The sequence below is a fragment of the Microscilla marina ATCC 23134 genome, assembly GCF_000169175.1.
GTDB lineage: Bacteria > Bacteroidota > Bacteroidia > Cytophagales > Microscillaceae > Microscilla > Microscilla marina.
Genome location: NZ_AAWS01000003.1, coordinates 171,076 through 198,027 on the forward strand (window position 1 = coordinate 171,076; position 26,952 = coordinate 198,027).

Genomic DNA, 26,952 nt, shown 5'->3' on the forward strand with positions numbered 1-26,952 from the left:
CCATAGTATTTAGTCGATAGTCCATAGCTGATTCGAGTAAATGTTCACCTTGTTAAATGCTGTAAACCAGTATTTTATATTAAGATTGCGTACTCACTTTATTTTTAAAAGTGTTTCGGTTTTATGCCTAAACACCCAATTAAATGGTTTTTAAATTCATAAATGACTGATAACCGAGCCTTTGGCGAGCTCAACGAAGTTAAACAGCAAACAACTTTGACTAAAATCACTGCGGAGTATTGGATGACTATAAATCCATAAAAAAAGCCTGTTTCGTTAGAAACAGGCTTTTTTTATATGTTAAATGTCTATTATTATCCAAGTTTAAATGCGATGGGTACATACATACGATACTTTACAGCTTGCCCTCTTTGTTTGGCTGGATTCCATTTAGGAGCTCCTTTGAGTACTCTGATAGCTTCTTCATCGCAACCACCACCAATACCCTTCTTTATTTGAAAATTGCTCAGGCTGCCATCTTTGTCTACTACACACTCTATCACTACTCGGCCTTCAATGCCCATTTTGCGCGCTTTGCTAGGGTACTTGAGCTTGCTTCCTACATACTTATAAAAAGCCTTCATCCCACCTTTTGGCGTAGCACGTTCTTCTACAATCATAAAGATTTTCTCTTCTTTCTCTACTACAGGTGGAGGAGGAGGAGGAAGCTCTACTTTTACTGGAGGAGGAGGGGGAGCCTCTTCTTTGAATTCTACGTCCAGGTTCACTTCTATTTCTTCGTCAATTTTTTCTTCATCGGGTACCTCTACTACCTCTGGTTGTTGTAACACAGGAGGAGGAGGGGGAGGCATCTCTGTAATGGGAATTTCTATCTGTTCTTCAAAATCTTCCTCATTGTCTTTAAACTCTACTTTGGTAATAGAGTCGTAGATTTTCCACTCGAAAGAAACAACAACAAACAACATTGTTACAGCAAGCCCAATACTAAAGAAAAACCACCTACGTCGTCCTATATCGGCTCTTGGATTTTTTTTAAGTTCCATTATTTCAATTTTTTAAAATTGTAAGTACAACAAAAATTCAGTGAGTAATCTTAGATCATATAGTATTGTTTGAAGTAATATCTCCTTAAATACTTACGTAAAATATTTACTATCGGATGCGTTTACACAGTAATAAAAATAAATTGTACTAAAACGTGTAAATACAGCGTAAAATTAGGTGTTTTATTGAATTTTTTAAAGAAAAACGAGTGATTTTTAAATGATTTAATATTTTTTTAACATTCAGTTTTTATAGGTTGGATGAAGTGAAAAGTAAAAACGCCTAATTTGTATTATACAGAGATATTGTTTTGGGTTATTTTATCTTACTTTATTCTATAGACACCAAAGAAACTTCAAGGGTTGCATTTGTTTCGAAATAAAAAACCCCGACTAGGTTTAGTCGGGGTTTGAACTTATTGTTAAGTTTTATTTTCTAGGTAGACTATTGTAATTTAAATACAATAGGGATAGAACGGCGAACTCTTACTGGAACACCACGTTGCTTACCTGGCTTCCATTTAGGTGCGTTTTTCAATACACGAATAGCTTCTTCGTCACAACCAGAGCCAATACCTTTCAATATTTTTATATCAGTAATGCTTCCATCTTTTTCTACTACAAACTGGATATATACTTTACCTTCTACTCCCATACGACGCGCTTGTGATGGGTATTTAAGGTTTTTTCCAATGTATTTGTAGAATTTTCTCAAGCCACCTTTTGGCATTGCTTGATCTTCTACAATCATAAAGATTTTTTCTTCTTTCTCTACCACAGGAGGAGGAGGAGGAGGAAGATCAACTTTTACTGGAGGAGGAGGGGGAGCCTCTTCTTTGAATTCTACGTCCAGGTTTACTTCGATTTCTTCGTCAATTTTTTCTTCATCAGGTACCTCAATTACCTCTGGCTGTTGCAATACAGGTGGGGGAGGGGGAGGCATCTCTGTAATAGGAATTTCAATTTGCTCTTCAAAATCTTCGCCATCATCTTTAAATTCTACCTTGGTGATAGAATCATATACTCTCCACTCAAAAGAAACAACGATAAATAGCATTGTTACAGCAAGCCCAATGCTAAAGAACAACAACTTACGGCGTCCGATATCAGCACTGGGGTTCTTTTTTAACTCCATAATTCAAACTTTATTTATATAAATTCTTTTCAATTAGTTTTAAACATTCTGTAATATATAACAAAGATAGTAAGTCTTTTTTTAAAAAACTAAATTCTTAGTTTAAATTTTATATATCAAATAAAAAATCAACAATCCGCCAAAACACCCAAGAATATTTGCCATAGCATCGGCTGCGTCGAAACTTCGTCCGGTATTTGCCAGTAATTGCACTATTTCAAGTATTATTGAATAACCTATACCTATACCCATAGATATACGAAAAGGGTAAAACCTGAGCGAGGTAAATGTATGTTGTTTGTGAAAGCCAACAATCATCAAAAAGACCAAGATACAAAATTGAGAGAAGTGGGCAAACTTGTCGAAACTTAACAAATCCCATTGATTCATGGATGGCATGCTATTTTTGGAAGCAATAGTGAGCAATAGCATGATAAGGGCCCAAGTGATGGTATATAAATTGTATCGAAGAAACATAATCGAGGTTAAGTTGGCGTGGCAATGTCAATTGCGTTGGTATGTACAAAAACTGAGTCATAAATAAACCAACTTTATTTATTTTATGACTCAGGCAATTTGGGGTAATGTTGTTTTAGTTAAGCCTAAGGAATAGTACCAAAATAAATTTACATTTTTAACGTCATCTTTCGCTGACAGAATTCGTTAAAAGAACTTGCCGTAGCGCTGCTATGCCGCGTTTTTTTACCTCTCCTGCCAACAAAATATTTTGGCGTTACTATAGAACTTTATTTTTACACCATTCCTAAGCCTCTACAAGTGCTTTGTAGTCTGTAACAGACAAAAGTTCTTCGGCATCTGCTATGTTAGCAAACTTCATTTTGATCATCCAACCTTCTCCATAAGGATCTTGGTTTACCAGTTCCGGAGTATCGGCTAACTTTTCGTTTACTTCAAGCACAGTACCTTCAGCAGGCAAATACAAGTCTGCCACTGTTTTTACTGCTTCAACTGTACCAAAAACAGCGTCTTTTTCCAGTTCTTCGCCTTCAGTTTCTATCTCTACATACACAACATCTCCCAGTTCACTTTGAGCGTGTGCTGTAATACCTATCACAGCAGTGTTGTCCTCTTCCAACCTGATCCATTCGTGCTCTTTGGTGTATTTTAGATTATCCGGAAAATTCATAAAGGTAATGATTTAAATAATGATAGATATGTAATCTGTTAATTATGAGTTGTTTAACAGTTTTTCAAATCTTATTCTAGGATTTGATTTTGCAATAAAAGTGTTTTTGCTAAAAAATCAAAATAAGCTTCAAGAATTGCCATCTATCTTAGGAGCAAGGCTAAAATGCTATTAAAAGGAGAGTGAGTAGAGATAGGGTAAAATAAAAAGTGGCTTTCAATTAAAAAACCACTTCTTATTTTCAAAAAAGTAACCAAAGCTTATTTCGCTTCTACCTCGTTGGGTTTGTACCCAAACAACCGTTTAGATACAATGGCTTTGGCAACGGCTTCGGGCACCATTTTTTCCCAGCCAGGGGTACTTTGTTTAATCATGTTGAGCACATTGTCTGAAATGATTTTAAGGCTATCTTTTTCAAAGTCTGCAATGTCCTCTATCTTGTCGTTTACAATCAGGTATTCATACAAATCCATTAAATGAGGTGACAGGTCAAAGTTGGCGCAAGTATAAAGCTCATCGGGCATATCACGCATATACGCCGGATATACATAAAGCTTTACGTTGCGGCTAAAAAGTGTACTGAAAGACTCTAAAATTCCACCCGCGAGATTCTCATAGTATTTTTCATCAAATATAAGCTCCAGTACATATATACCCAGAATGATACCGATCTTTCGTCCACGGTTAAAATGAGATAAGTAAGATACCAGGCGGTAGTATTCTTGATAATTGGAGATAAGCACGTGTTGTCCCAATGAACATAAAATGTCTACCCGATCGAGAAAATCGCGGTAATCAATGTCTTTTTTACCCATCATCAAATCGTGCAGGGTAAGTTCGGTCAATACAATGAGCTTGTTTTCGTCTACATCATCTTCTTGTTTAAACTGCTCAAGTCCACACTGTAGCATATCAAGGTTTACATTGGTAGGTGGACGAAAACGCCCTCTCAGCACCAAAATATTTTTTTTGTATATAAAGTCAGATACCTGATTTACCGAACCGTCAGGACCAAACATAGCGGCATTAGTCAGTCCATTTTTAACTAACTGTAGAGTAAGCAAACGGTTGTCTATGCGCTTAAAGTCGGGGCCAGACATACGAATCATGTCTACTTCTACCCGGTCTCTGCCCAGGTTGTCCAACAAAGACTGTAATAAAATTTCGGGGGCATCATAATAATTAAAAGCGCCATAAATAAGGTTGGTACCAATGACACCAAAAGCTTGTTGTTGGGCGAGGGTGTCGTTGTCACGCATAAATACGTGAATTACGATATCGTTGGGAGGGGTTTCGGGGCGGAGCTGATAACGAATGCCTAACCAACCGTGCCCCACGTTGGTTTTGTGGTAGTTAAGTGCTACTACTGTGTTGGCAAAGGCAAAGAAAGAGGACTTTTCTCCTCTAATTTCTCCCAGGCGTTCTTCAAGCAGACCATATTCTTTTTCAATCATGCGTAGCAAACGTGGTTCACACACATAACGCCCACTTTCTTCTGCTCCATAGATGGCATCACTAAATTTCATGTCGTAAGCCGACATAGTTTTGGCAACTGTTTGGGAAGCAGCACCAGCTTTGAAAAATATGGCAGCGGTTTCCTGACCAGCCCCAATTTCTGCAAATGATCCGTACTTTGCGGGGTCAAGGTTTATACTGAGGGCTTTTTCTTTGGTGCTTATTATTCTGTCCATAGAGTTTTGTTTGATGCGAAGTGTTGGCAATGATTGTTTAACTGTGTTGATATGCTGAAAATAATCTGCAAAAACTTTTGAAGCACACTATTTTGCCAAAAATATAAACAACATCTTTGCCAAACAAAAGATTGGTTATTATTAAATTGTTGTGCTGTTTTTGAGTTTCAAATCTGTTGTTTTATTAATTTGAACTTCTCTGGTGGTCCGCACTTTTGTTGGTAGAAAGCGCCAACTTTTATGGTATGAACGAAGGAGGGGAACGAATGTTCTTTACCTGACGTTCTGGCAGAGATTGTGTTTTGGCTTTAGGATTGTTCAATGCTTAGCATCGATCCAAGGGTAGAGGAACTCTAGTGAATGTAAGTGAGTGGATTGATCAAAACGCCTTGATGGGTGTAACAAAGAGATTGATTTTAGTTATTCATTTTTAGAAATATTTGATTTATGATGCAAAAGATTCACGCTACTACAGTATTGGCTATAGTGCATAACGGTGAGGTAGCCATAGGTGCCGATGGACAAGCTACCATGGGCAATACTGTAGCTAAAAGCAATGTACGTAAAATAAGGAAACTATCTGATGGTAATATTTTGGCAGGTTTTGCCGGGTCAACTGCCGATGCTTTTACTTTGATTGAGCGGTTTGATGAAAAACTAAATGCTTATGGTAAAAACATGAAGCGTGCCGCCATAGAGCTTGCTAAAGATTGGCGTACTGACCGTTACTTGAGACGCCTTGAGGCGATGTTGATTACTGCATCGAAAGACGAGGTTTTGGTGATTTCGGGAACAGGTGATGTGCTTGAGCCTGACAATGGCATTGCTTCTATTGGTTCGGGTAGCATGTATGCCCAGTCGGCTGCCACTGCCTTGAAAAAGCACTCAACCCAAATGACTGCCGAAGAAATGGTGAAAGAAAGCTTACATATAGCGGCTGACATTTGTATTTACACCAACCATAATATTATTCTGGAAAAACTGTAAAGTTTTAAAGGTTATCAGTAAACGTTTTGACATAGTTTGTTGATAACCTTTTTATTAAGAGTGTGTTTAAAATTAGCCAAAAGGCAGAGCCCCGAAGACAAGTTCGAGATTTATAAACTCGCCTTCGGCTTGGGTCATTAATTAGGCGTTTTACGCGATTTTTCTGCTCATATATTGTTAAACTTATCGTCAATAGCACTGCTATTCACTCAAAGTTTGACGCATCTGAACCGAAAACTCATCGGAAAACACTCCAAAAACGACCGCTTTAAACAAGCTCTAACCCTCCCTCTACTTTTTACCATTACTTTTTAATCAACGCCTTGAGTTGTTTAATCTCACAGATAAAAGCTCTAATAGGGTTCTAGGTGCATCCTGTTGTCCAGGTAACTACACTTTTTCTATCACATTGACTTTTAATGATTTATAAAATCTACAGATAAAAGCAACAACACTATCTTATTCTTTTTACTCAAAACACTATTATGTCATTAGCCGAATTTGCTCCAAAAATGTCCCGACGACGGCGTAGCAATCCCCCTAAAACCTCATTTAAAGAGAACCTAAAAGCATTTAAAAACCTTCCTAAGTTTTTTAGGCTGATATGGGAAACGAACAAAACATTGACTTTTACCAACATTGTGCTACGCTTGCTTGCGTCAGGTTTGCCCCTGGCAATGTTGTATGTAGGCAAGATGATTATGGACATCATTGTAGTGCTGTACAAAGCAGGCAATATTCAACATTGGCACCAAACCCCAGAACTATGGCAATGGATACTGGTAGAGTTGGGGTTGGCAGTACTGGCCGATTTGTTGAAAAGAGGGATTACCTTGTTGGATGCTTTGCTGGGCGATTTGTTTAATAATGAGACCTCGATAAAGTTAATGGAGCAAGCCGCTCGGTTAGACTTACCCCAGTTCGAAGACTCCGAGTTTTATGATAAGCTGGAGCGTGCCCGCCGCCAAACTACTACCAGGGTAGTGTTACTTTCACTGATATTGAGCCAGGCACAAGGGATTATCACCATGTTGTTTTTGGGGGCAGGACTGATGTTTTTTAATCCTTGGTTAATTTTATTACTGGTGATTTCTGTGATCCCGGCTTTTTTGAGCGAAACCTACTTTAACCGTTCCAAGTACTCCTTAAGCCTTAACTGGACTCCTGAACGGCGAGAGTTAGATTACTTACGGTATGTAGGTGCCAGTGATGAAACGGCTAAAGAAGTCAAGATTTTTGGTTTGTCTGATTTTTTGACTTCGCGGTTTAAGTTGTTGGCTTATGAGTACTACTATGCCAACCGAAAGCTTGCCACACGAAGGGCTATGTGGGGAGGTTTGTTCAATGCATTGGGCAGTGTGGGCTATTATGTGGCTTATGCCTTGATCGTGTTCCAAACTGTTCAGGGTACATTATCTATCGGAACACTTACATTTCTTGCCGGGTCGTTTAATCGCCTAAGAGAACTTACCCAAAAAATATTGTCAGACTTTTCCAGCATTGCTCAGCAGGCATTATACCTTCAGGATTTGTTTGATTTTTTTGAAATAAAACCGTTGATTTTTTCGCCTGACCAATCGCGCCCTATCCCTAAGAAAATACTGGAAGGGTTTGTGTTTGAAAACGTAAGCTTTAAATACCCTAATACCAATAAGTGGGCAGTAAAAAATATCTCATTTACATTGAAAGCGGGTGAAAAACTTGCTTTGGTGGGTGAGAATGGCGCTGGTAAAACTACTTTGATTAAATTACTTACTCGTTTGTATGACCCTACCGAAGGGCATATTTTGCTGGATGGGTATGACTTGAAAGAGTATGATTTGACTGCCTTACGCCAACTAATTGGGGTGATTTTTCAAGATTATGTAAAGTTTCAGATGAATGTATCAGAAAACATTGCCATTGGTAAAATAGACGAAAGAGATGAGCCCCCTAAGATTGTGCACGCAGCAGAGCAAAGCCTGGCAGATAAAGTGATAGAAAAATTGCCCGATGGTTATGGTCAAATGTTGGGGCGTCGTTTTGCCAATGGGGTAGAGCTTTCGGGGGGTGAGTGGCAAAAAATAGCGTTGAGCAGAGCATATATGCGAGATGCCCAACTCATTGTATTAGACGAGCCTACATCGGCATTGGATGCCAGGGCAGAGTATGAGGTGTTTCAGCGGTTTGCTGCATTGACCCAAGGCAAAAGTGCAGTGTTGATTTCGCATCGTTTTTCAACGGTAAGAATGGCAGACCGTATCATGGTACTCAAACAAGGGCAACAGGTAGAGTTGGGTTCTCACGAAGAGTTGCTGGCACAAGATGGCTACTATGCAGAGTTGTTTAACCTTCAGGCAAAGGGATATCGTTAAATTTTATTTTTTTTGGTGGGGATTGAACTGGACAAATTTGAGGAGTAATTGGTGAAGTTTTTTCCAGTCATTCATGTCTATATAGGCTACCTTTTGACCGTTCTGAACCAATAGAGCAGTATGGGTATTTTCAAATAAAATATTTTGTCTGGGATACCCTGCCATCATGCGTTGGTTTACTTCATGGCTTAAGTCAGCAAACAAACTGATACTTTCCCATTGTCCCGTAATTTTGTGTAAAGGATTGGGTGGCGCATCGGTAGGCGGAGCAAGCCTGGTTAAGTGTAACTTAAGCCCATACTCTTTGGCATAATCATAAAGTAAGTTCTGAAAAGGTACCTGCAGAGCAGCTTCACCATAATTAGAGGCTTGCTCTAGTTCCTGGTAATATCTCCGAATACGTCGACGTGGGGTGTTTTTATATTCTGCACGTATATTGAGGTAAATATTAGAGCCAATATATATGATAAAAACCGCCCAAAAAACCGCCAGAATAAGGTTTGCCAACATATCATATGAGTTTTGTTATTTGAAGAATCAATTCTTATACACACCAAGGTGTTTGATCTACTCTGCCCTACTATTTTTCGTTCTGAATTAGTGTTCCCACAACTCAGTTTACAAGTCCTTAGATACTGATGCTTAAAAAACAGCTTTTGGTCGGTTGGTAAGGACACGCAACCTATAACAGCAAGGATGATATTTTTTTAAAAACCGAAGCTATTTCTAAATCTCGATTTATCAAGACAGTTTTACTGTGCTAAATTCAACCAAGGTAAAAGTTGGGTAGAGTAGTGCTTGATCGTTGTAAGAATAAGTATAACTCTTTATACATCAAAATAATTCCAAAAATGATTTGGAGTAGTGTAGCAAGGTTGTATGCGCTCACTAATTTTGCTATATTGATATTCTATATAAAAAATTACTTGGTAAAAACTTTTATGGCAATAACAAATGCAGTAGAAAACCGGAATGTTCGAGGCTATTTACAGGAATTGGCAAAAGAACTAAAGGCAAGTTATATTGAGTATTCAGACAATACCATTATCATTACTATCCCTTTGCAAAAAGGACGCTTTCAGGGGGTGAAAGTGTTAATTGCCGAAAAAAAAGGGGAAATGATGCTTACATTTACCTCTTCGGTTTGTCGTTTGTCCGAATATGACAATATTGACTTTAAACACTTGCTGGAGATGAACTATGAGTTGTGTTATACCAAAATAGCCATTATAGAAGCAGAGTTTGTAGAGCTGGTAGCATCTGTACAGTATGACGTTTGTACCGACGAACAACTGCGTAATATGGTGATAGAGGCGGCTACTGTGGCAGATGAACTAGAGCTAAAGCTGACCGGAAAAGATGTATATTAAAGCCAATATGTTGTGTAAGGTGATTGTGTTACAAACCACCCCTTATGTTATGTATTGATCAACGCGAGTTGCTTTATCAGCGGCAAGCCAAGTAAGTACAAATTGCCAGCATATATATATACCAACAAACTAAACCTAAAGCTTGCTACATTGATATACATTAGCCGCTAGAGTATTAATACCCTACTACTTTACATTCTACCCTACGGTTAAGTATTCTGCCGTGTTTGGTTTTGTTAGGGTGCTTAGGCGACACCTTGCCATACCCCTTATAGGTAAGTCTTGAGAAATCAATGCCCTTCTCAATCAGGTAATCTACTACTGCCTTTGCCCTGTCTTCTGATAGCCCCACATTTCCTTTTTTGCTCCCCAACTCATCGCTGTACCCCGCAAGTTCGACTTTTACCTTAGGGTTTGTTTCCAAAAAATTCACCAATTTGTCAAGTGATGGGTGACAGTATTTTTCTATTTTCCGGCTGCCAAATTTAAAGTAAATACGAAAATCGGAGGGGGTAGTAGTTGCCAGTTTTTTGAGTTTAATATTCAATATTTTTTCACTCGACTTGCTATTTGCCGGAATATCAAAGTAGGTAGAGTAGAACATATACCCGGTTTTTTGCACATACAACAGGTATTTTTTGCCCGATTCCATCGTGGTAGAGTATGCCCCCGATGGGTTGACAGAGTTGAACTCGTCTACTACCTTGTTGGTTTCTACATCAATCAATTTCATTTTGGCGTCTATCAGTTTTTTAGACACTTCATCAGTTACTGCCCCTCTCAGCATCACAATAGAACGTTCAGTTTTAGAACTTGGCAAAAACTTAATGGGTAATATTTTCACTGCCACCTGAAAACCAATCTCATTTACTTTGTTGATGTTATACTTAGGCAAAGAAATTACATAAATATCGTGTTTGTTAGAGCCTTCTCCTTTTATGGATGAATAATACCCACGGCGGTAGTCGCCCGAAAGCACAAAGTGAATGTCATCGCGTATGGTGTTGATAGGGTACCCCATATTTTTGGGTTTGGCCCATTCATCGTTTTCAAGACTGGTTTGGTAAATATCATAGTCATACCGACTAGAGTCTCCCCGATGCCCTCGTGAACTAAAAAACAAGGTTTTGCCATCTATATGAATAAATGGGGAGTCTTCATCTTGTTCAGTGTTAATGTTAGGGCCCAGGTTGACAGCTTTGCCCCATTTGCCACTGGCACCCTTTTCACTTTTATAAATGTCTAGTCCTCCTTGCCCTCCTGGACGATCACTAGAGAAAAATAATGTTTTACCATCTGCCGAAATTGTCACCGATGGTTCATGATAAATGGTATTGATGTGCTTGCCCAAAGAGCGAGGCTTAGACCAGGTATAGTCTGCCTTAAGGTCAGATACATACAGGTTGCCCCCTCGGTTGTCGCGGTAAGTAAAAAGTTGTTTGCCATCGGGCGAGAGCGCCACTCCCGACTCGTGGGTAGAGGTATTAAAATCCTTGATTTTTTCGGGTGCGCTCCAATAACCCTTGGACTTGTATGAGATGTAAATGTCTTCGTGAAATAAGCTGTCATTACTATCTCGTTTGCCTCCAGTGGTATTAGGGCGCCTTGAGGTAAAAATAAGGGTAGACTCATCTGCCGAAATAATAGGCGCATATTCGTCATATTCGCTATTGATAGCCCTGCCTAAGTTATTAATAGGGCGACTATAGGCGTTTTGAGTATGTTGAATGGCATTGTAACATTCCTGCATTTTTGACCTTACAATATCTTTGAGGTCTTTTACTGCCATTTTGTTTTCTATAATGCGTATAGAGTCCTCTTTAATTTTGGTAAATTTTCTAAAGGCCTTTTGGTAGTAATGCATTGCCGTGTCCAGGTTATTGTTATAATGGTTGATCTCGGCAAGAAAAAGCTCATTAAGAGACATGAGTGAGGGGTTGTTTTTATAAATTTTCTTTAAAAAACCCTTGGCATCCTTTTTATAAGAAGCTTGCATTAGTTGCAAAAAGAATACCCCCATTTCTATTTTTTCCGATGCTTTACGCAATGTCTTCTTGATGGTTTTTCCATAAGTTTTTAAATTAGGGTCTTTTTTATCTCCTATACTGCCTGAAGCAATTTCGCTGGAGTTTTTAGGGAATAGCCTTTTGGCAAGTTCTCCTGAACGTTCAAAACGTTTAAAAAAATTATTGGCTTCTTGTTTGGAAAGAGATTGAACAATTTGAATAAAGAAAGCCCCTAGTTCGGCCTTGGTTTCGAACTTTTGCACCAACCCCTGGATTCTTTTTGCGTAAAAAGTCATATCTTTCGCAGGCTTGGTGGTATCACCCTGTACGGTTGTGGTGTTGTTTTTAGGTTTTACATCTGTTTGGGCATTTAATAAGCCCGGTGTACAGCAACAAAACAATAAAATTAGCCAGTTTTTTTGCAGGATTAGATGAATGGAATTGAATGTTTTCATAATGGATTGTTGCCTTGGTTTTAATACCCTAAAATCAAACAAAATTAATTGCCAAGTTATTTAATGATAGTATACAAAAATATACAAAATACTTTATTTAATCAATGCTAATGGATACAGCATATTTGAAAGAAAACCACCTGTTATTGCTGGATAGTATCAGTGGCAGTAAAGCTTATGGATTAGATGGTACACACTCAGATACCGACATTCGTGGGGTTTTTATATTACCCAAAAAAACATTGTACGGTATGGAGTATACTCCACAGGTTAATAACGAATCGAACGATATAACTTATTATGAGCTCAAGCGCTTTATAGAGCTTTTGGCAAAAAATAACCCGAATATTTTAGAGTTACTCTATATTCCGACCGATTGTTTGATTTATGAGCACCCATTGTTTGCCAAAATCAAACAAGTGCAAGTTCTATCTAAACTTTGTCGTAATACTTATGGCAACTATGCCATGTCTCAAATAAAGAAAGCCAGAGGTTTAAACAAGAAGATTGTAAACCCTATGTCGCCAGATCGCAAAACGATTCTTGATTTTTGCTACATTGTATACGAGCAAGGAAGTATTCCTCTGCGTAAGTGGCTCAAGTTAAGAGGTTTTGCTCAGGAACAATGCGGTTTGGTGAATATTCCTCACATGCGCAATATGTATGCCGTGTATTATGATCCTTCCAGCCAAATGGGGTATCGGGGAGTGATGCAAAAAGAGAATGCCAATGACGTAATTTTGAGCTCAATACCCAAAGGCGAAAAGGTGGTGAGTTATATGTCATTTAATAATGATGGATATTCGTCGTATTGCAAAGATTATAAAGAATATTGGCAGTGGGTAGAAGAGCGCAACGATGCACGTTACCAAGGTACACTTGACCATGGCAAAAACTATGACGCCAAAAACCTAATGCATACTTTTAGGTTGCTCACTATGGCAGAAGAAATAGCCAAAGAGGGCAGGTTGATCGTAAGACGACCTGATCGGGAGTTTTTACTTAAGATTAAAAAAGGTGAATTTGAATATGATGATTTGGTAAAACAAGCCGAAGAGAGAGCCAATAATTTAGATGACTTATACGCTAAAGCTGATTTGCCTGATACACCTGACGTGGTGGGTTTGGAAAAAGCATTGGTAGAAATAAGAGAAGAGTTTTATGTTATAGGCAAAGGTGGAAAGCCTCCGGTTTCGCCTACCAAAACTGCCCAAGACCTGGTAAGGGAAAAGGCGAACACTAAATCTAAAGAAGCAGCATCTGCCCAACCTCAGCCTAAAGCAAAAACCAAAGTGGAAGCCAAGGAACCTACAACAATGGATTCCACCAAAGAAGCTTCTAAAGGTGATGAGGGCACAACGGATAAATAATGATAGAAGTCTTCTTGCGGCGCCATTGCAGAAGGCTTTTCCTTACTTTTTTTTGACCAAGGGCTCGTTAGGCAAAGTCCACCAATCAGTAATACTTAGGTGGATGGTGGTGCTAGGTTTAAAGGGGGCAAGCGAATACACCCACAGGCTCAGTCCATCGTTGCTTTGTACCTGAAGCAAATAATGATTTCCCATGAATTGTTGTTGAATTACTTGACCACTGAGGTGTGCTTTTTTGGCTTTGGTTACTTTCAATTGTTCTGGGCGAATACAGACTGTTTGGTCTGCGTCATTGTTTTTGATGAAGCCTTTGGGCAACAATTGGCTGTTGAACACATTGCAAAGCCCGAAAAAGCGAGCGACAAACTGGTTGGTCGGTTTGTGGTACATGTCTTCGGGAGAAGCGGTTTGTATCAATTGCCCACCTTGTATCAGGGCTACTTTATCGGTAAACGACAAGGCATCTTGGGTATCGTGCGTGACAAAAACAAGGGTGGTATTGTAACGGTTGACCAACTGCTTGAGTGCTTGTTTTATTTCTTGTTTTAGAATGCCGTCTATTTGGCTAAAAGGTTCATCTAAAAGTAATATTTCTGGTTCGGCAGACAGTGCTTTTGCCAAAGCAACTCTCTGTTGTTGACCACCCGATAGTTCTCTGGGGTATTTTTTGGCGAAAGCTTGCAAATGAAAAATCTGGAGAAGCTCTTCTGTTCTTTGTTGTTGGGTAGCCTGGTCATAATACCTTAGTTGGTAATTGATATTCTCGGCAACAGTATGGTTGGGAAAAAGCTTAAAATCCTGAAAAACCAAGTGTATATCAGGGTGTCCAGGCACCAACTCTTCGGCATACTCATTGACCAACTCATCTTTATAATAGACTGTACCTTGGTCTGGCAACATCAAACCTGCCAATAGCCTCAATAGGGTAGTTTTACCCGCGCCACTGGGTCCGGTCAGCGCCAGTACTTCGCCTTGGGTTACCTGTAGTGAAACCTGGTGAACAGCAGCAGCCGTACTTTGGACAAATGTTTTACTAAGCTGATCTGTGTGTAAGATAATGTCTGACATAATGCCTTATCAATTGCCTGTAATATATAAGTGATACTCTGTAATAACTGTCTGGTTTATAATAAATTAGCTTCGTAGTGTTTGCGCTTTGTTTTGTAGCTCTCTGCACTACTTCTCGTTGCTTTTCCTGGCAAGAGTACCACCACTCCCACAAAAAGCGTTTCAGCCAGTTTTGAGTCTATCTGGGAACTCATCTTGACCACGTTATTAAAGAGGGACAAACTTACTACTCTGTGGGTTAATTTGTGGAGGAATGAAAAAATATTGTATAAAAATAATGTGATAACTGTATGGAAGATCCAAAGTTTTTGAAAATACCTGCGCCACCTTATGGGCGTAGGTTTGCTATAAGTGATGTACATGGGTGTTTGCAAACCCTAGAAGCGTTGGTGTGGCAACATATCAAACTGCAACCCGAAGATCAGTTGTTTTTTTTGGGTGATTATATAGATCGGGGACCTGCCAGTGCCGGAGTAATGGATTTTATTATGGCTTTGCAAGCCAAGGGATACCCAGTATATGCCTTGCGGGGCAATCACGAACAAACCTTGCTGAATGACTACGAAATGCATGACAAAGAACGGCTTAAAGTAGTAATGACCAAGTTTAAGAAAACCCCTGACTTGCTCAACGAAATGGGCGAGATGAATTTGCGTTACCTCGACTTTATCAAAGGTTTACCTTATTATATAGACACTGAAGGTTTTTATTTGGTGCACGCTGGGTTTGATTTTGGTGAGGAGGAGCCTTTCGAGGAATGGGAGGCAATGCTTTGGATCAGACAGTTTCCGCCCAGATTGTCAGATTTGCAAATATTGGCTATGCTAGACCAACCCAAACGTATAGTACATGGGCATACCCCCAATAGCATTGAAGACATTGTGTCCAAAGCTAAAAGCAAGGCATTGGTGCTGCCCATAGACAATGGCTGTGTGTTTGGGGGAGCTTCTAGGGGCAAGTTTTCGGATAATGATTTAGGCAGGTTGTGTGCGCTCAATCTTGATACTTTTGAGGTGTTGATACAAGAGCGATTAGAAGACATGGCTTAACAAAAAATAAGCCCCGGGAAGTTATAATCAAGATAACCACCGGGACTCACCATTTAGGATAAGCACAAATCGGTAACTTTTGGTTGATGAAAAATGTTTTCAAGTTTTCTAAAAAACTTTGCATCTGAAAGCTTAAATACAAAGTTTTGAGTAAAAGCGACCTTAAATAACTGCAAAGGCGACTATTTGCCCTGGTGAAAAAATAGTTTTTTACCCTGAACTCACCTGCAGTACTGACCTGAGGTATTTTAAAACAGGCTAAAATTACCTCACAAAAACCAATTCATTTGATTTGGTGCTATGTTGTTCGCTAAAGCCATAACCATCGTAATTGAACCCTTTCAAATCTTCGATGGTTTCTGCATCTGTGTCTACAATGTAACGCACCATCATTCCTCTGGCTTTTTTGGCAAAAAAGCTAATCGTTTTGAGTTGATCATTTTTCCAGTCTTTAAACTGTGGCGTAACTATAGGTACTTTGAGTGCTTTTTTGTCTATTGCCTTAAAATATTCATTACTGGCAAGGTTTACAAATAGTTCTCCTTTGCTTAGTTCATTGTTGAGTTGTTTGGTGATTGACTTTTTCCAAAACTCGTACAGGTTGGCTTTACTGCCGACTTTAAGTTTGGTACCCATTTCCAGTCTGTAGGGCTGCATCAAATCCAATGGTTTAAGTATGCCATAAAGCCCCGATAGTATTCTGAGTTTATCTTCTAGTGCCGCCAGTTTTTCTTCGGGAATAGTATATGCGTCTAAGCCTGTATACACATCACCGTTGAACGCATACACGGCTTGACGGGCGTTTTCAGAGGCAAACGGGAGTGCCCAGTCTTGGTTGCGTTGCCAGTTGAGTTGCGCCAGGTTTTCGCTGATGCCCATTAGTTCAGTGAGCTTAGCCGGCGATTTTTTCTTGAGTACAGTGTTCAGTTTTTTGGCTTGAGCCAAAAAAGCCGCCTGGGTGTATTTTTGGGTGGGCAGTGCCGTTTCAAAATCCAATGATTTGGCAGGAGATACAACTATTTTCATACAGGTTTTATTACTTTTTTTCAAAAATAGAGTAGCCCATTGACAAAAAAAATAAAGCTTTATATTTCTTATCAATCAGCAGATTGGTAAACTCTATGTAACCCAAATTGTTTGACTGCTAATGCCAGCTTATGTTTTTAATCCAAACTCCACTATATTGCAGGTGATAGACAGCAATAATTTTAGAAAAAAAACAAAATGAATCAGCCTGTAAAAAAAAGAGCATACGTGTTTCTGTTTGATGGATTTTCTGACTGGGAAATTGCCTATCTTACCCCGGAAATCAATAAAAGCAAAGCCTGTGAACTCTTGTACTTTTCAGCCCAGGGGCAAACTGTACATTCGATGGGAGGGATGAAGGTAGTTCCTGATATTGCGCTTGAGCAAATGAATACAAACGAGGTTGATCTTTTAATTTTGCCCGGGGGCACTGCCTGGGAAAAGGGGGAGAACAACGTGCTGGATCAATTAGTCAGGCTGCTTTTTGAACAAGGCAAAACCATTGCTGCCATTTGTGCGGCATCGGCTTATTTGGGGCAAAAAGGATTTTTAGATAGATTGCAGCATACCAGCAATGACTTACAATACCTCAAGGGAGTTGCTCCACAATATTTGGGTGAAAAAAACTATCTGAATACTTTGGCGGTAGCTGACCAAAACATTGTAACTGCTAATGGCATAGCCCCCATTGAGTTTGCAAGAGAGGTATTTAAAAAACTGAACTTGTATAGCGATGTTGAGACTGAGCAGTGGTATCAATTATTTAAAAATGGTGTCTGGCAGGAGTAAAGTAAGGTGATGGAAACAGGTTGAGTTTTTATCTGAAAGTTGAATTAAAAATACAAAAATGTCCGTCGCTTTGAGTCAAACAAGTACTACCATATATAACCCATTACTTCAATAATTAACCAATCTTCTTCAACTTCATCCATAAACTATTGCCAGTAATATGTGATTAAATTTTTGATAAAAAATAATAATTAGGATGGACAAAAAAGACAATAGCGTTCAAACTGCTCAGGCATATCAGCAAATGATGATCAAATTAATGAACACTGCTGAACAAATGTACGATGAAGGACAATTCAAGCAAGCCATTCAGTACTACGACCAAGTGTTAACCCAACGAGATAACCTTTCTAAGGCCGATTTGACTTATATGCTTTATATGAGGGGGAGTACACAAAAAGAATTAGGCAACCTGGAGCAAGCCAGGCAAGATTTTTTAGAGGCGCAAAGGTTGGGTTTTGAACACCCTCTGGGAGTAGACTTGATTGCCGAAGCACTGGCTTCGATAGGTATTTGACAAACATTACTTGATTGTGTATGTCTCCAAACCTGGTACAGATGCGTGTGTCAGGTTTTTGTTTTGCCTTATTTCAATTATTTTTACCAAAAAAAATTACCCCAAACAAGAAATTTTAAACAAGCTCTTAAAAACATCTCATCAAAAAAACGAATTAATCTTTATATTTGCTGTTCTCTAAAAAAGCAAAAAGGCACTTACAAGGCGGAATAATAGCAATGTTATTAAAAAAACTGGAAATAAAGGGGTTCAAGAGTTTTGGCGATAAAGTTCATATAGACTTTACCACGGGGGTGACCGGAATCGTAGGTCCCAACGGTTGTGGTAAGTCTAATGTGGTAGATGCCATTCGCTGGGTATTGGGGGAGCAACGCACCAAAAACCTGCGCTCAGATAAAATGAGCAATGTGATTTTTAATGGTACCCGTGCCCGTGGACAAGGACGTACTGCGGAGGTTTCGCTTACCTTTGACAACAACAAACATATTTTGCCTCCTGAATATTCGCAAGTAACCATTACCCGCCGTTATCACCGCAGTGGCGACAGTGAGTACATGATCAACTTTGTACCTTGTCGTTTGAAAGATATTCAGGATTTGTTTTTAGATACTGGAATTGGTTCTGATAGTTATGCCATTATAGAGCTAAAGAAGGTAGACGAAATACTCAACGATAAAGAAAATGCCCGTCGTAGTTTGTTTGAAAAAGCAGCAGGGGTATCGAAGTATAAAAACCGTAAAAAACAAGCCCTGAGCCGTTTGGACGGGGTAGACAAAGACCTTCATCGGGTAAATGACTTGTTGGCAGAAATAGAGAAAAATCTTAATTCGCTGGAGCGACAAGCCAAACAAGCTGAGCGTTTTTTTAGGCTCAAAGAACAATACAAAAAAGCCAGTATTTCGTATGCTTCTACACGCATCAAGCGAGAAAGAGATGCTTTTTTGTTGCTGAATGACAAACTGGAAACCGAGACGACCAAAAAAGACGAAATTCAACGAGCTTTGGCTACCAAAGAGCATACTTTGGAGCAAAAAAAGCAAGAAGTACTCGAATATGAACAACACTATTCGGCAAAACAAAAAAAGCTTAATAACCATTTGGGGCAGTTGCGCCACCTCGAAAACGAGAAAAAACTGAAAGATGAAAGGTTAAGTTTCTCCACCGAAAAAACAACCACGCTCAAAGACCAGATTGCCCAGGATACCGAAAACAAAGATACAGTGTACCAAAGTTTGCTACAGTTGGAAGCCCAGCGGGGTTCTGCCGAAAAAATGTGGCAAGAGCTCGAAATGGAGCTGCAAAACTACAAGGAAGGCCTGGATGAGCAAAAAGAAAAAACTGCTGAAGTGCAACAACTTGCCACGAACAAAGAAGCCTTCTTTAAGCAGAAGGAGCAAGAGGCCTTTCAACTGAATAAAGATTATGAAATTAAGCAAAGTCAACTTTCATCGGCAAAGCAAGCGCTTGAAAAAGTAGCCAATGCCGATAGCCAGCAAAATGAAGAGCTGCAGCGCTATGAACTGGAGTTGACTCAAATAGAAAAAGATTTGGCAGAAGTAAGGCAGCGCCTTGCCAACTGGCAACAAAAAGAAGAGCAACGACGGGCAGAAGTGAGCACATTGGAAGAAAATGTAGAGGGTATTCGGGTGAAGTTATCAGCCAAAAACCGAGCACTGGATGCCAAACAAAACGAGTACAAGCTTACCAAGTCGTTGATTGACAACATGGAAGGGTTTCCGGAGGCGTTGAAGTTTTTGAAAAAAAACAGCGCCCAATGGACCAACGATACGCCTTATTTGTTATCTGACATTATCACTACCCATGACCCTCGGTACCTGGTAGCTATAGAAAATTACCTAGAGCCATTTCTTAACTATTACATTGTACAAAATGCGGTGGAAGCTTATGAGGCAATCAGGTTGTTAAGCGAAAGCGAAAAAGGAAAAGCCAACTTTTTTATACTTGATCATCTGTTGCCCCAAGCTACAAAAGCAACACAGCCCACCAGTTTGACAAATGCGGTGGGTGCCTTGGACATTGCAGAGTTTGACACCCGTTTTCGTCCTTTGTTTGAGCACTTATTAGCCAATGTATGGATTGTAGAGAACGAGGTGCTTTTGCCCACGACTGATCAACCATTGCCTGCGGTATTGAATGATGTTACCCTGAATGCAAATCTGGTATCGTTAAATGGAGAAGTAGTAAGGCGCCATCCTGCGGCGGCAGGTGGGTCGGTGGGAGCTTTTGAGGGCAAGCGCATTGGGCGAGTCAAAAACCTTGAAAAGCTGGCTTTAGAGATAGAATCGCTGCAGCAAGAAGTAGAAGACATTGGCGCGCAGCTCTCTTTTCAGCAAAATGACCTGCAGCAGCGCAAGCAAGACCAAACTTTTAGAAACGCCATCAAAGAGAGCCAAAAAGAAACAAACCACAGCGAAGGAATGGTGATTTCGCTGCGTACCAAGCGCGAGCAGTTGACCAACTTGCTAGAGAAAAACAGGCAGGCTCAAGAAGAAATTACCGAAAAGGTGGCACTCCTTCAGGAAGAAATAGGGGAACTATTGCCTCAAACCAATCATCAAAAAACGGTGTTGGAAGACCTCACTTATGAGGTAGAAAATCTCAAGGAGCAATTGCTTACCGAAAACGAGGGCTTGCAACTTAAGTCGTCGCGTTATAACCAGCAAAACATTGCTTTTCATCAACAACAAAACAAACTTGCCACCATTGACCAAGAGATTGGTTATAAACAACAAACCTTGAGTACCCTAGAGAACCGTCTGGTAAAATACCGTCAGGAGTTGGTACAAGTAGAGGTAGAAGCGGGGCAGTTGTTAGACAGCCAGGAGTCGCAAGATGCATTGATTGAAGAGCTTCAGGAAAAAACAGCGCCCTATAGCGAAGAGGTAAAAGCTGCCGAAAAAGAATACTATGACATTCGCAAGTTGGTCAATGACCTAGACAAAGAGTTACGCGAATTGCAGCGTCGCAAAGAGTCGTTAAGTGTGATTTTGAACGAGTTGCAGAATAAAATTCACGAAACCAAAATTAATCTTACCAGTATAAGCGAACGCCTTTCGGCAGAGTTTCAGGTAGATATAGACCAGTTGATGTTGGCTACTGACGAAGATGAACCCCAAGAAGAAAAAGAAGGAGAACAGCTGAGCGAAGTAGAGCTACAGGCTGAGGTAGAAACGATTAAGCGCAAGCTTGAAAAAATTGGTACCATTAACCCTATGGCAATGGACCAGTACCAGGAGTCTAAAGAAAGACGCGATTTTATTGTAGAGCAAAAAGAAGATTTGCTCAAGTCCAAAGAGTCGTTGTTGCAAACCATTGCCGAAACCGAAGAATACGCTAAAAATGCTTTTATGGAGGCATTTGACAAAATCAGGTCTAACTTTTTGACGGTGTTTCGTTCTTTGTTTTCGGAAGAAGACACGGCTGACTTGATTTTAACTGACCCCGAAAACCCCCTAGAGTCAAAAATAGACATTATTGCCAAGCCTAAAGGTAAGCGCCCACTGACGATCAACCAATTGTCAGGAGGAGAAAAAACGTTGACTGCCACGTCGTTGTTGTTTGCGTTGTACTTGCTCAAGCCAGCGCCTTTTTGTATTTTCGATGAGGTAGACGCCCCACTGGATGACGCCAATACCGAGAAATTTAACCAAATCATCAAGACCTTTTCCAAAGACTCTCAGTTTATCATTGTTACCCACAACAAGCGCACGATGGCAAGCACCGACCTAATGTATGGAGTGACCATGCGCGAGCAAGGGGTTTCTACTGTTGTACCGGTAGATTTGCGTGGGTTGGATTAGTAAAATCACTCCAGCTGTCTTGCTTTTTACTCGTTTAGAGCTTGTTTGGCTTCGCAGAGTGGGGGTAAGCCTTCTAAGGGGGGTATGATTGGTGTAAGCCCGACTTATAGCTTTCAACTAATGCCTAAAATACTTCGCCGTTTTATGTATCAGACCTTGCTTTTGAGCAATGTAGCAAAGGAAGTAAGCTACTGTATCACTCGGTCAATGAAGCTAATACAATCATTTTACTTGCCTCTCATTCTAGAAGAAAAAAGAACCTGCCAACCTAAGTTTCCTTTGTTGACAGGCTCTCTCTGAAATTTATTTTAACTACTCAAATTATCAAGTACAAACCTTTCTTGAAAAATTATCTGTAAATGAATAGTTACTCTACTTTGCCCACTGATTTCACTTGCAAAACTTTATATAACGTGGGCAATGTACTATTGAGAAAGCTATCCATTAGTTAAAACTGGTCTATAAACTATTTAAACCTAACTGTTTACCTAAGCACAATTACCCTTTTAACCTGTTGACTACCATTCACCTGAACTACCAACAAGTACATCCCTGGTTGGTACTGGCTTACGTCAAAGGTATGACTAATACTTTTGCTCTTAGCTTTTGCCTCCACTGATTTTGTCTGTAAAGCTATTCCATTGCTATTCATCAATACAAAAGATGCTTTTGTGTTAGCCTTTACTTGTACAGTTACTTGAGTGCTGGCAGGGTTGGGAGATATTCTGATATCTTCCGTTAGTGGCTGAACCTCTTGTCTGATAGATGCTGCTGCTGCATTGTTATTGGCTGCTTCTATAATATTTACTTCGTAATCTTCTACCTCTCCATACAGGAATTCACCACAGGCAAGGGGTACTTGGTTATAACGCATGGCTACCCTCATAATCGTTTTTCCAGTAGCGGCAGTTGCTGGAATGGTAATTTCTCCCGTAACTGGAGTATTGATGGTAGGATCTTGTGAAAATAGTGCTTCACCTGGATCATTAAAGTCTCCATCTCGATTCAAATCTATCCATACGCGATAGCCCTCTTGATAGGAACGGTTGGTCCAGCTAGGAGTAATTGTAATTCTGGTAGTAATTCCTTTGCGTAAAGTGGTGGTTATTTGTCTGGAAAACTTTTTATAACCATCATTGTTTCCAGAAGTATTATCAATAGCTCCAAATTGTACCCGATTGATGTATTCATCAGGAGTGGTCCCTTTAACAGCACAATACCCCTCTGGGAGGCTTGTTGTGGTAAAACTTACTGTTTCAGCATAATTGCTTATACCGCCTTCACAACGGCTCCTTACTTGAAATTCATAGGTATTGTTGGATATCAATCTGGGTAAATTAACTGTAGTATCCTCTATGCTGTTTATTTGAGTCCAAACGTCAGACCCTTGTACATGGTAGCGTACATCGTAAGAAGCTGCGCCATTTACCTGACCCCAAACTAACTTGGCTGTAGTATCAGCTATATTGGTTGCTCGAGCTCTCACAGGTACTCCACAGGCTTGACTAATCGCTTCTACTCTTATCCCTGTTACAATCATAGAAAAAGCTTGGTTCGCGTTATTGTGTAAGGCACCTTTGTGAGTAACTGTAATAGTATAGGTACCTGCTACTGGATTAGCGATAAAGATTTTTTCTACATTGTCGCGACTATTATCTCCTCGGGTGGCTGCATTTGCTGGATTAGCCGGGTCAAGTATCCATGGAAGATGAGTAGTCACTACCCCTGCCTCATTTCGGTGCGTAATGAGAATATCCAAGTCGTTTACCAGCATGCGATTAGCTGGATCAAGCGCTGGAGCTACTGGCGTACCTGGAACGTCAGTCCATACAATTGTAGCTGATAAAGGTTCGCCTCCTACAGCATTGACATTAGTAGTGTAGCGTCCGTTATTATTCAAAGTTTGCTCTTGAATCAAGGCAGATATATTGCGATTGGTAATCACGTCAGCAGCCTTTTTGGCGTTCATTAATCCCCAACCATTCTGGTAATCTGGTCCATTGGCTGGACCAGCTTCATCTGTAGTGTGAATTGCCAAAGCCTTTAACGTAGCCGAACGCATATAAGTGTTGTTGTTGCGTTGGTGGTAATAGCGTTGTAACAATCCCAATGATCCGGTTACGGTAGGTGTAGCCATAGAAGTACCGCTCTTGTTAATGTATTCATTGTTTATATCACGTGCAGTTACATTAGAAGAATATACTGCCATCCCATTGGCCACAAGGTCAGGCTTGATGCGACCATCATCGGTAGGACCCCAACTGCTAAAACTTGTTTGTACTACGTCAGCAGATGTTTTATAGCCTCCTGCCACATCGTTTACTGCCCCCACAGTTAATACATTTTTAGCTGTACCTTGCGAGCCTATACAGTCGTATCCATTATTACCATCTACATTGCGGCGTTGTCGAGAAAACACCCACCTCCCATTAACATTGATATGACCTGTTCTTTGAACATTACGTGTACCTTCATTGCGATCATTTCCTGCTGCCCAGCAAATCAAATAGTTAGGTGCACCTGCTGCTATCCTATCAAGAGCTTGAGCCTTATCAGTATAAAAACCAAAGTTATAATCTTCTACTTCACTGATCTGTGGTGCTCCGTACCATTGCCATCTTCTTTCGCGACCATTATATGACCAGCCATGGACCCAGCCATAGGAATGATTCGATAGCAATAAACCTCTGGCTGCTTCAGCTGTCATTTCTGCCAGATCGTTGGTCCAGTCATAAGCATTTAAGCGTGCCATAGGAGCTACTCCTTTCGCTCTGGGCTGTACTCCAGAGGCCACCAGAGTGCCTGCCACATGGGTTGCGTGTGAACGCCCTATCAGATTACCTACTCCGCCATCTTCTTGAGTTACTCGGCTAAGGCCATTCACTGCAAACTCTTGGTGGGTTACTTTTACTGCACCACCATCCCAGATTCCCAGGGTTAAGCCAGCTCCAGTTAATTCTAATTCGTTATGTAGTCTATCTGTAGAAATAGATTGCGTAGCAATGTCATTGGTGGTAATATTGTATATAGGTGTACCAAATTGAGAAAACCCTTGTAGCTCCATAAAACGACCATTAGATACAAGCCTAATAGGTATATTTAGCCGTTTGGCTTTTTGGTAAACTATCTTCCTTTCTCGTTGGTATTCTTGGGAGAAAGTTTGGCTAAGCCTATTAAGCTGTTGAGTTGTACGTTTGTCATAACGTTGTTGACCTTGAACAGACACGGCAGACGTGATAGATAATCCCAGCAATAAAAAAAGCCAGGTCATCTGTTTTCTTAGATTTAACATAAACAATAATATTTATTTAATGTGATTAATTTTAGAAGTTTTTAGGTTGGTAATAACTTCTGGAACTAATGTAGGTGGGCAATAAAGAGGCAGCAAATTTGAGTACTTAACAAATGATTAGCTGGTATATGTAAGGTGTTTAGTACAGGTATACATTATAATAGGTTTAGAACTTTATTCTTAAAAATGCTATAGTTGGCAAATAAAATATAACAAGTTTATTGTCAGGCATATAAAAGAAGTTGGTTAAGTAGTTGTTAGGGGTGTTTTTTTAGAAAAACACAGTATACATAAGGAGTTTAAAAACTTTGAGATCATTCAAAAAAACATGTAAAAAATTAAGGTGTTGCCCCTTAGTTTGGGTAACTATCCAGATAAAAATAGGGTGAAGGCAGCCAAACAATCAAATTATAGCTCTAAAGTACCACGTTTTAGGCAGCTTATTTCGGGGTTTAAATCATCATGAAACCTCACAACAATAAATAAATGTGGTATATTATTCAACCTGTCTGGTCTTTTTACAACAAAGCCCCTGCCCTGTTTTGTAAAGCCTAAATTTAACGTTTAGAGCCGCCATTTTTTCTAATAATAGGAAGCAAGGCTTACTTATGGTGTTATCTTTAGACAAAACAGTGCATTGGGAACTAAGTAGTTTATACAATATTTCGAGTTTATTTTGGTGGCTGTCAAACCTCCAAAAAACGAGCATAGCCTAAGCTACGTGAGTTTTTTTAAGTAAAGTCAGCGAGCTAAAGACTCCAAATAATGTAGTATGAATTTAGTTCCCAATGCACTAGTGCTTTGGGAGAAAAAGTAAGTGTAACCAAAGAATGCCTGAATGTAAGCTATTACTAGAGTAGCTGGGTGTTGAGGGGCGTGGTTTGTATTAAAAACGCTTAAACCTTTATGTTTTGCAAGGTTTTCTTATAAAAAGCTATTTAGGAGAATATGCCCCCCGAAAAACCACATTATCGCCTCGGGCAGTGCCTCCGCGCCCGATCGAAACTTCGTACTTTGCAAACTTCAGAGAGGTTTCTCATTTTTTATAAGAAAGCCCTATTATGTTTTGAGTCTATAGTAAGTACGCTTGGTGAGCACCAACCCACCTTGTACGAAGGAAAAATGTGCTGTCTTTGTTCGTTTTGCCTAAATTCAAAAGTTGAGCTTTTGATTAGTGAATGGTTTAAAATGCACACCTTTATAGACCTTCATTCTTTTTTCAAATATATGCCTTAGCAAGGGTCAAACACTGATAAATGTTTCTATAAAGGATTTATTGTTGCTCAATTATAGTTTATGATGCCTTTATGGTTTAATAATTCATAACTTTTCATGTTAACTTCGTGTTTTTCTGAAAACTTAACACAACAATCAATGAGTTGTGTTTTCACCTGCTTGATAGTGAGTTTGTTATATTACTCCAAAGCTAAGTGAAGTTCTCCTGACAACCAAGCCCTCAAATCGAAATGTATACTTGTTCGAATGCCATTATTTACACCAGCTAAGTATTTGTTAAGTACTTAAATTTGTTCCCTTCCTTTTTACTGCTTTATATTACTTGCAGAAGTTGTTATTAGCTCAAAATTTTTAAAGTATTATACTAAACTGTAATAAATAAAATAGCTTGTTATACTTTTCTTAACCTATTGTTAACGCTTAACAAGGAGCTTTTACTTGGGCTCAATTACTTTAGAAGATACTCCAAATACGATGAGAAAGTAACAACTGGGTTGTATGGATCAATTGTTAAACAGGGAAAATCTTCTTGTCCTTAAGTGATCTTTCATAAATAATTTGAGCCATTAAAGTGTATCTACTGCCCTCATTCTTCTCAAAAAAAAGTTTCATAGCTTTGGCTATGCACCATTTTT

Annotated in this window: 18 protein-coding genes; 8 read left to right on the forward strand and 10 right to left on the reverse strand. The window is 39.6% G+C overall.

All coding sequences use genetic code 11. The features are described 5' to 3' along the window. Positions 1-314: 314 nt before the first annotated feature. The 5 genes from M23134_RS03320 to M23134_RS03340 form a co-directional block, all read right to left on the reverse strand. On the reverse strand, positions 315-1,004 hold the full coding sequence (locus M23134_RS03320) for an energy transducer TonB (RefSeq protein WP_045112918.1): 690 nt from the start codon (positions 1,002-1,004) through the stop codon (positions 315-317). A 445-nt stretch (positions 1,005-1,449) separates the two neighbouring features. Next, complete coding sequence (locus tag M23134_RS03325) at positions 1,450-2,139, reverse strand: energy transducer TonB (RefSeq protein ID WP_002693927.1); 690 nt, start codon at positions 2,137-2,139, stop codon at positions 1,450-1,452. A 102-nt stretch (positions 2,140-2,241) separates the two neighbouring features. Continuing rightward, complete coding sequence (locus tag M23134_RS03330) at positions 2,242-2,616, reverse strand: VanZ family protein (RefSeq protein WP_045112919.1); 375 nt, start codon at positions 2,614-2,616, stop codon at positions 2,242-2,244. A 286-nt stretch (positions 2,617-2,902) separates the two neighbouring features. Continuing rightward, positions 2,903-3,286, reverse strand: a complete 384-nt coding sequence (gcvH, locus tag M23134_RS03335; RefSeq protein WP_002693929.1) for a glycine cleavage system protein GcvH — start codon at positions 3,284-3,286, stop codon at positions 2,903-2,905. Between the two features lie 260 nt (positions 3,287-3,546). Further along, complete coding sequence (locus M23134_RS03340) at positions 3,547-4,977, reverse strand: hypothetical protein (protein ID WP_045112920.1); 1,431 nt, start codon at positions 4,975-4,977, stop codon at positions 3,547-3,549. A 447-nt stretch (positions 4,978-5,424) separates the two neighbouring features. On the opposite strand from M23134_RS03340, the gene hslV reads away from it, so the two are divergent. Continuing rightward, positions 5,425-5,964 (forward strand): ATP-dependent protease subunit HslV, encoded by a 540-nt coding sequence (gene hslV / locus M23134_RS03345; protein ID WP_045112921.1) that lies wholly within the window; start codon positions 5,425-5,427, stop codon positions 5,962-5,964. A 485-nt stretch (positions 5,965-6,449) separates the two neighbouring features. Then, positions 6,450-8,318, forward strand: coding sequence for an ABC transporter ATP-binding protein (locus tag M23134_RS03350; RefSeq protein WP_002693932.1), 1,869 nt, complete (start codon positions 6,450-6,452; stop codon positions 8,316-8,318). A 3-nt stretch (positions 8,319-8,321) separates the two neighbouring features. Here the strand turns inward: M23134_RS03350 and M23134_RS03355 are convergent, their stop codons facing one another. Continuing rightward, entirely contained in the window at positions 8,322-8,828 is a 507-nt protein-coding gene (locus M23134_RS03355; protein ID WP_002693933.1) for a hypothetical protein, read from the reverse strand. 431 nt (positions 8,829-9,259) lie between these two features. Here M23134_RS03355 and M23134_RS03360 point away from each other — a divergent pair, with 431 nt between their 5' ends. Continuing rightward, on the forward strand, positions 9,260-9,688 hold the full coding sequence (locus tag M23134_RS03360; RefSeq protein WP_157558314.1) for a type III secretion system chaperone family protein: 429 nt from the start codon (positions 9,260-9,262) through the stop codon (positions 9,686-9,688). A 175-nt stretch (positions 9,689-9,863) separates the two neighbouring features. On the opposite strand, the gene M23134_RS03365 is transcribed toward M23134_RS03360, so the two are convergent. Then, the gene (locus M23134_RS03365) at positions 9,864-12,149 is read right to left on the reverse strand and encodes an OmpA family protein (RefSeq protein WP_053337235.1); all 2,286 of its coding nucleotides are present in this window, start codon (positions 12,147-12,149) and stop codon (positions 9,864-9,866) included. Positions 12,150-12,259: 110 nt separating this feature from the next. Here M23134_RS03365 and M23134_RS03370 point away from each other — a divergent pair, with 110 nt between their 5' ends. Then, positions 12,260-13,519 carry a DNA polymerase beta superfamily protein gene (locus tag M23134_RS03370; protein WP_157558315.1) on the forward strand — a complete coding sequence of 420 codons (1,260 nt, stop codon included), beginning with the start codon at positions 12,260-12,262 and terminating at the stop codon, positions 13,517-13,519. Between the two features lie 42 nt (positions 13,520-13,561). Here M23134_RS03370 and M23134_RS03375 read toward each other — a convergent pair whose 3' ends face one another. Beyond that, on the reverse strand, positions 13,562-14,587 hold the full coding sequence (locus M23134_RS03375; protein ID WP_002693938.1) for an ABC transporter ATP-binding protein: 1,026 nt from the start codon (positions 14,585-14,587) through the stop codon (positions 13,562-13,564). A 290-nt stretch (positions 14,588-14,877) separates the two neighbouring features. On the opposite strand from M23134_RS03375, the gene M23134_RS03380 reads away from it, so the two are divergent. After that, positions 14,878-15,636 carry a metallophosphoesterase family protein gene (locus M23134_RS03380; protein ID WP_002693940.1) on the forward strand — a complete coding sequence of 253 codons (759 nt, stop codon included), beginning with the start codon at positions 14,878-14,880 and terminating at the stop codon, positions 15,634-15,636. Between the two features lie 264 nt (positions 15,637-15,900). On the opposite strand, the gene yaaA is transcribed toward M23134_RS03380, so the two are convergent. Then, positions 15,901-16,662, reverse strand: coding sequence for a peroxide stress protein YaaA (gene yaaA, locus M23134_RS03385; RefSeq protein ID WP_002693942.1), 762 nt, complete (start codon positions 16,660-16,662; stop codon positions 15,901-15,903). Positions 16,663-16,860: 198 nt separating this feature from the next. Between yaaA and M23134_RS03390 the strand changes: the two genes are divergently transcribed. The 3 genes from M23134_RS03390 (at position 16,861) to smc (ending at position 21,789) form a co-directional block, all read left to right on the forward strand. Further along, positions 16,861-17,451 (forward strand): type 1 glutamine amidotransferase family protein, encoded by a 591-nt coding sequence (locus tag M23134_RS03390; protein WP_002693943.1) that lies wholly within the window; start codon positions 16,861-16,863, stop codon positions 17,449-17,451. Positions 17,452-17,647: 196 nt separating this feature from the next. Beyond that, complete coding sequence (locus M23134_RS03395; protein WP_002693944.1) at positions 17,648-17,968, forward strand: hypothetical protein; 321 nt, start codon at positions 17,648-17,650, stop codon at positions 17,966-17,968. A gap of 218 nt (positions 17,969-18,186) precedes the next feature. Further along, positions 18,187-21,789, forward strand: coding sequence for a chromosome segregation protein SMC (gene smc / locus M23134_RS03400; protein ID WP_002693946.1), 3,603 nt, complete (start codon positions 18,187-18,189; stop codon positions 21,787-21,789). 484 nt (positions 21,790-22,273) lie between these two features. Here the strand turns inward: smc and M23134_RS37475 are convergent, their stop codons facing one another. Next, the gene (locus M23134_RS37475; protein ID WP_075163984.1) at positions 22,274-25,081 is read right to left on the reverse strand and encodes a S8 family serine peptidase; all 2,808 of its coding nucleotides are present in this window, start codon (positions 25,079-25,081) and stop codon (positions 22,274-22,276) included. Positions 25,082-26,952: the final 1,871 nt, after the last annotated feature.

What these genes read in the sequence shown, in the direction of transcription:
- M23134_RS03320 (WP_045112918.1), bottom strand. Translation starts at nt 1,004, where the DNA reads ATGGAACTTAAAAAAAATCCAAGAGCCGATATAGGACGACGTAGGTGG.
- M23134_RS03325 (WP_002693927.1), bottom strand. Translation starts at nt 2,139, where the DNA reads ATGGAGTTAAAAAAGAACCCCAGTGCTGATATCGGACGCCGTAAGTTG.
- M23134_RS03330 (WP_045112919.1), bottom strand. Translation starts at nt 2,616, where the DNA reads ATGTTTCTTCGATACAATTTATATACCATCACTTGGGCCCTTATCATG.
- gcvH (WP_002693929.1), bottom strand. Translation starts at nt 3,286, where the DNA reads ATGAATTTTCCGGATAATCTAAAATACACCAAAGAGCACGAATGGATC.
- M23134_RS03340 (WP_045112920.1), bottom strand. Translation starts at nt 4,977, where the DNA reads ATGGACAGAATAATAAGCACCAAAGAAAAAGCCCTCAGTATAAACCTT.
- hslV (WP_045112921.1), top strand. Translation starts at nt 5,425, where the DNA reads ATGATGCAAAAGATTCACGCTACTACAGTATTGGCTATAGTGCATAAC.
- M23134_RS03350 (WP_002693932.1), top strand. Translation starts at nt 6,450, where the DNA reads ATGTCATTAGCCGAATTTGCTCCAAAAATGTCCCGACGACGGCGTAGC.
- M23134_RS03355 (WP_002693933.1), bottom strand. Translation starts at nt 8,828, where the DNA reads ATGTTGGCAAACCTTATTCTGGCGGTTTTTTGGGCGGTTTTTATCATA.
- M23134_RS03360 (WP_157558314.1), top strand. Translation starts at nt 9,260, where the DNA reads ATGGCAATAACAAATGCAGTAGAAAACCGGAATGTTCGAGGCTATTTA.
- M23134_RS03365 (WP_053337235.1), bottom strand. Translation starts at nt 12,149, where the DNA reads ATGAAAACATTCAATTCCATTCATCTAATCCTGCAAAAAAACTGGCTA.
- M23134_RS03370 (WP_157558315.1), top strand. Translation starts at nt 12,260, where the DNA reads ATGGATACAGCATATTTGAAAGAAAACCACCTGTTATTGCTGGATAGT.
- M23134_RS03375 (WP_002693938.1), bottom strand. Translation starts at nt 14,587, where the DNA reads ATGTCAGACATTATCTTACACACAGATCAGCTTAGTAAAACATTTGTC.
- M23134_RS03380 (WP_002693940.1), top strand. Translation starts at nt 14,878, where the DNA reads ATGGAAGATCCAAAGTTTTTGAAAATACCTGCGCCACCTTATGGGCGT.
- yaaA (WP_002693942.1), bottom strand. Translation starts at nt 16,662, where the DNA reads ATGAAAATAGTTGTATCTCCTGCCAAATCATTGGATTTTGAAACGGCA.
- M23134_RS03390 (WP_002693943.1), top strand. Translation starts at nt 16,861, where the DNA reads ATGAATCAGCCTGTAAAAAAAAGAGCATACGTGTTTCTGTTTGATGGA.
- M23134_RS03395 (WP_002693944.1), top strand. Translation starts at nt 17,648, where the DNA reads ATGGACAAAAAAGACAATAGCGTTCAAACTGCTCAGGCATATCAGCAA.
- smc (WP_002693946.1), top strand. Translation starts at nt 18,187, where the DNA reads ATGTTATTAAAAAAACTGGAAATAAAGGGGTTCAAGAGTTTTGGCGAT.
- M23134_RS37475 (WP_075163984.1), bottom strand. Translation starts at nt 25,081, where the DNA reads ATGTTAAATCTAAGAAAACAGATGACCTGGCTTTTTTTATTGCTGGGA.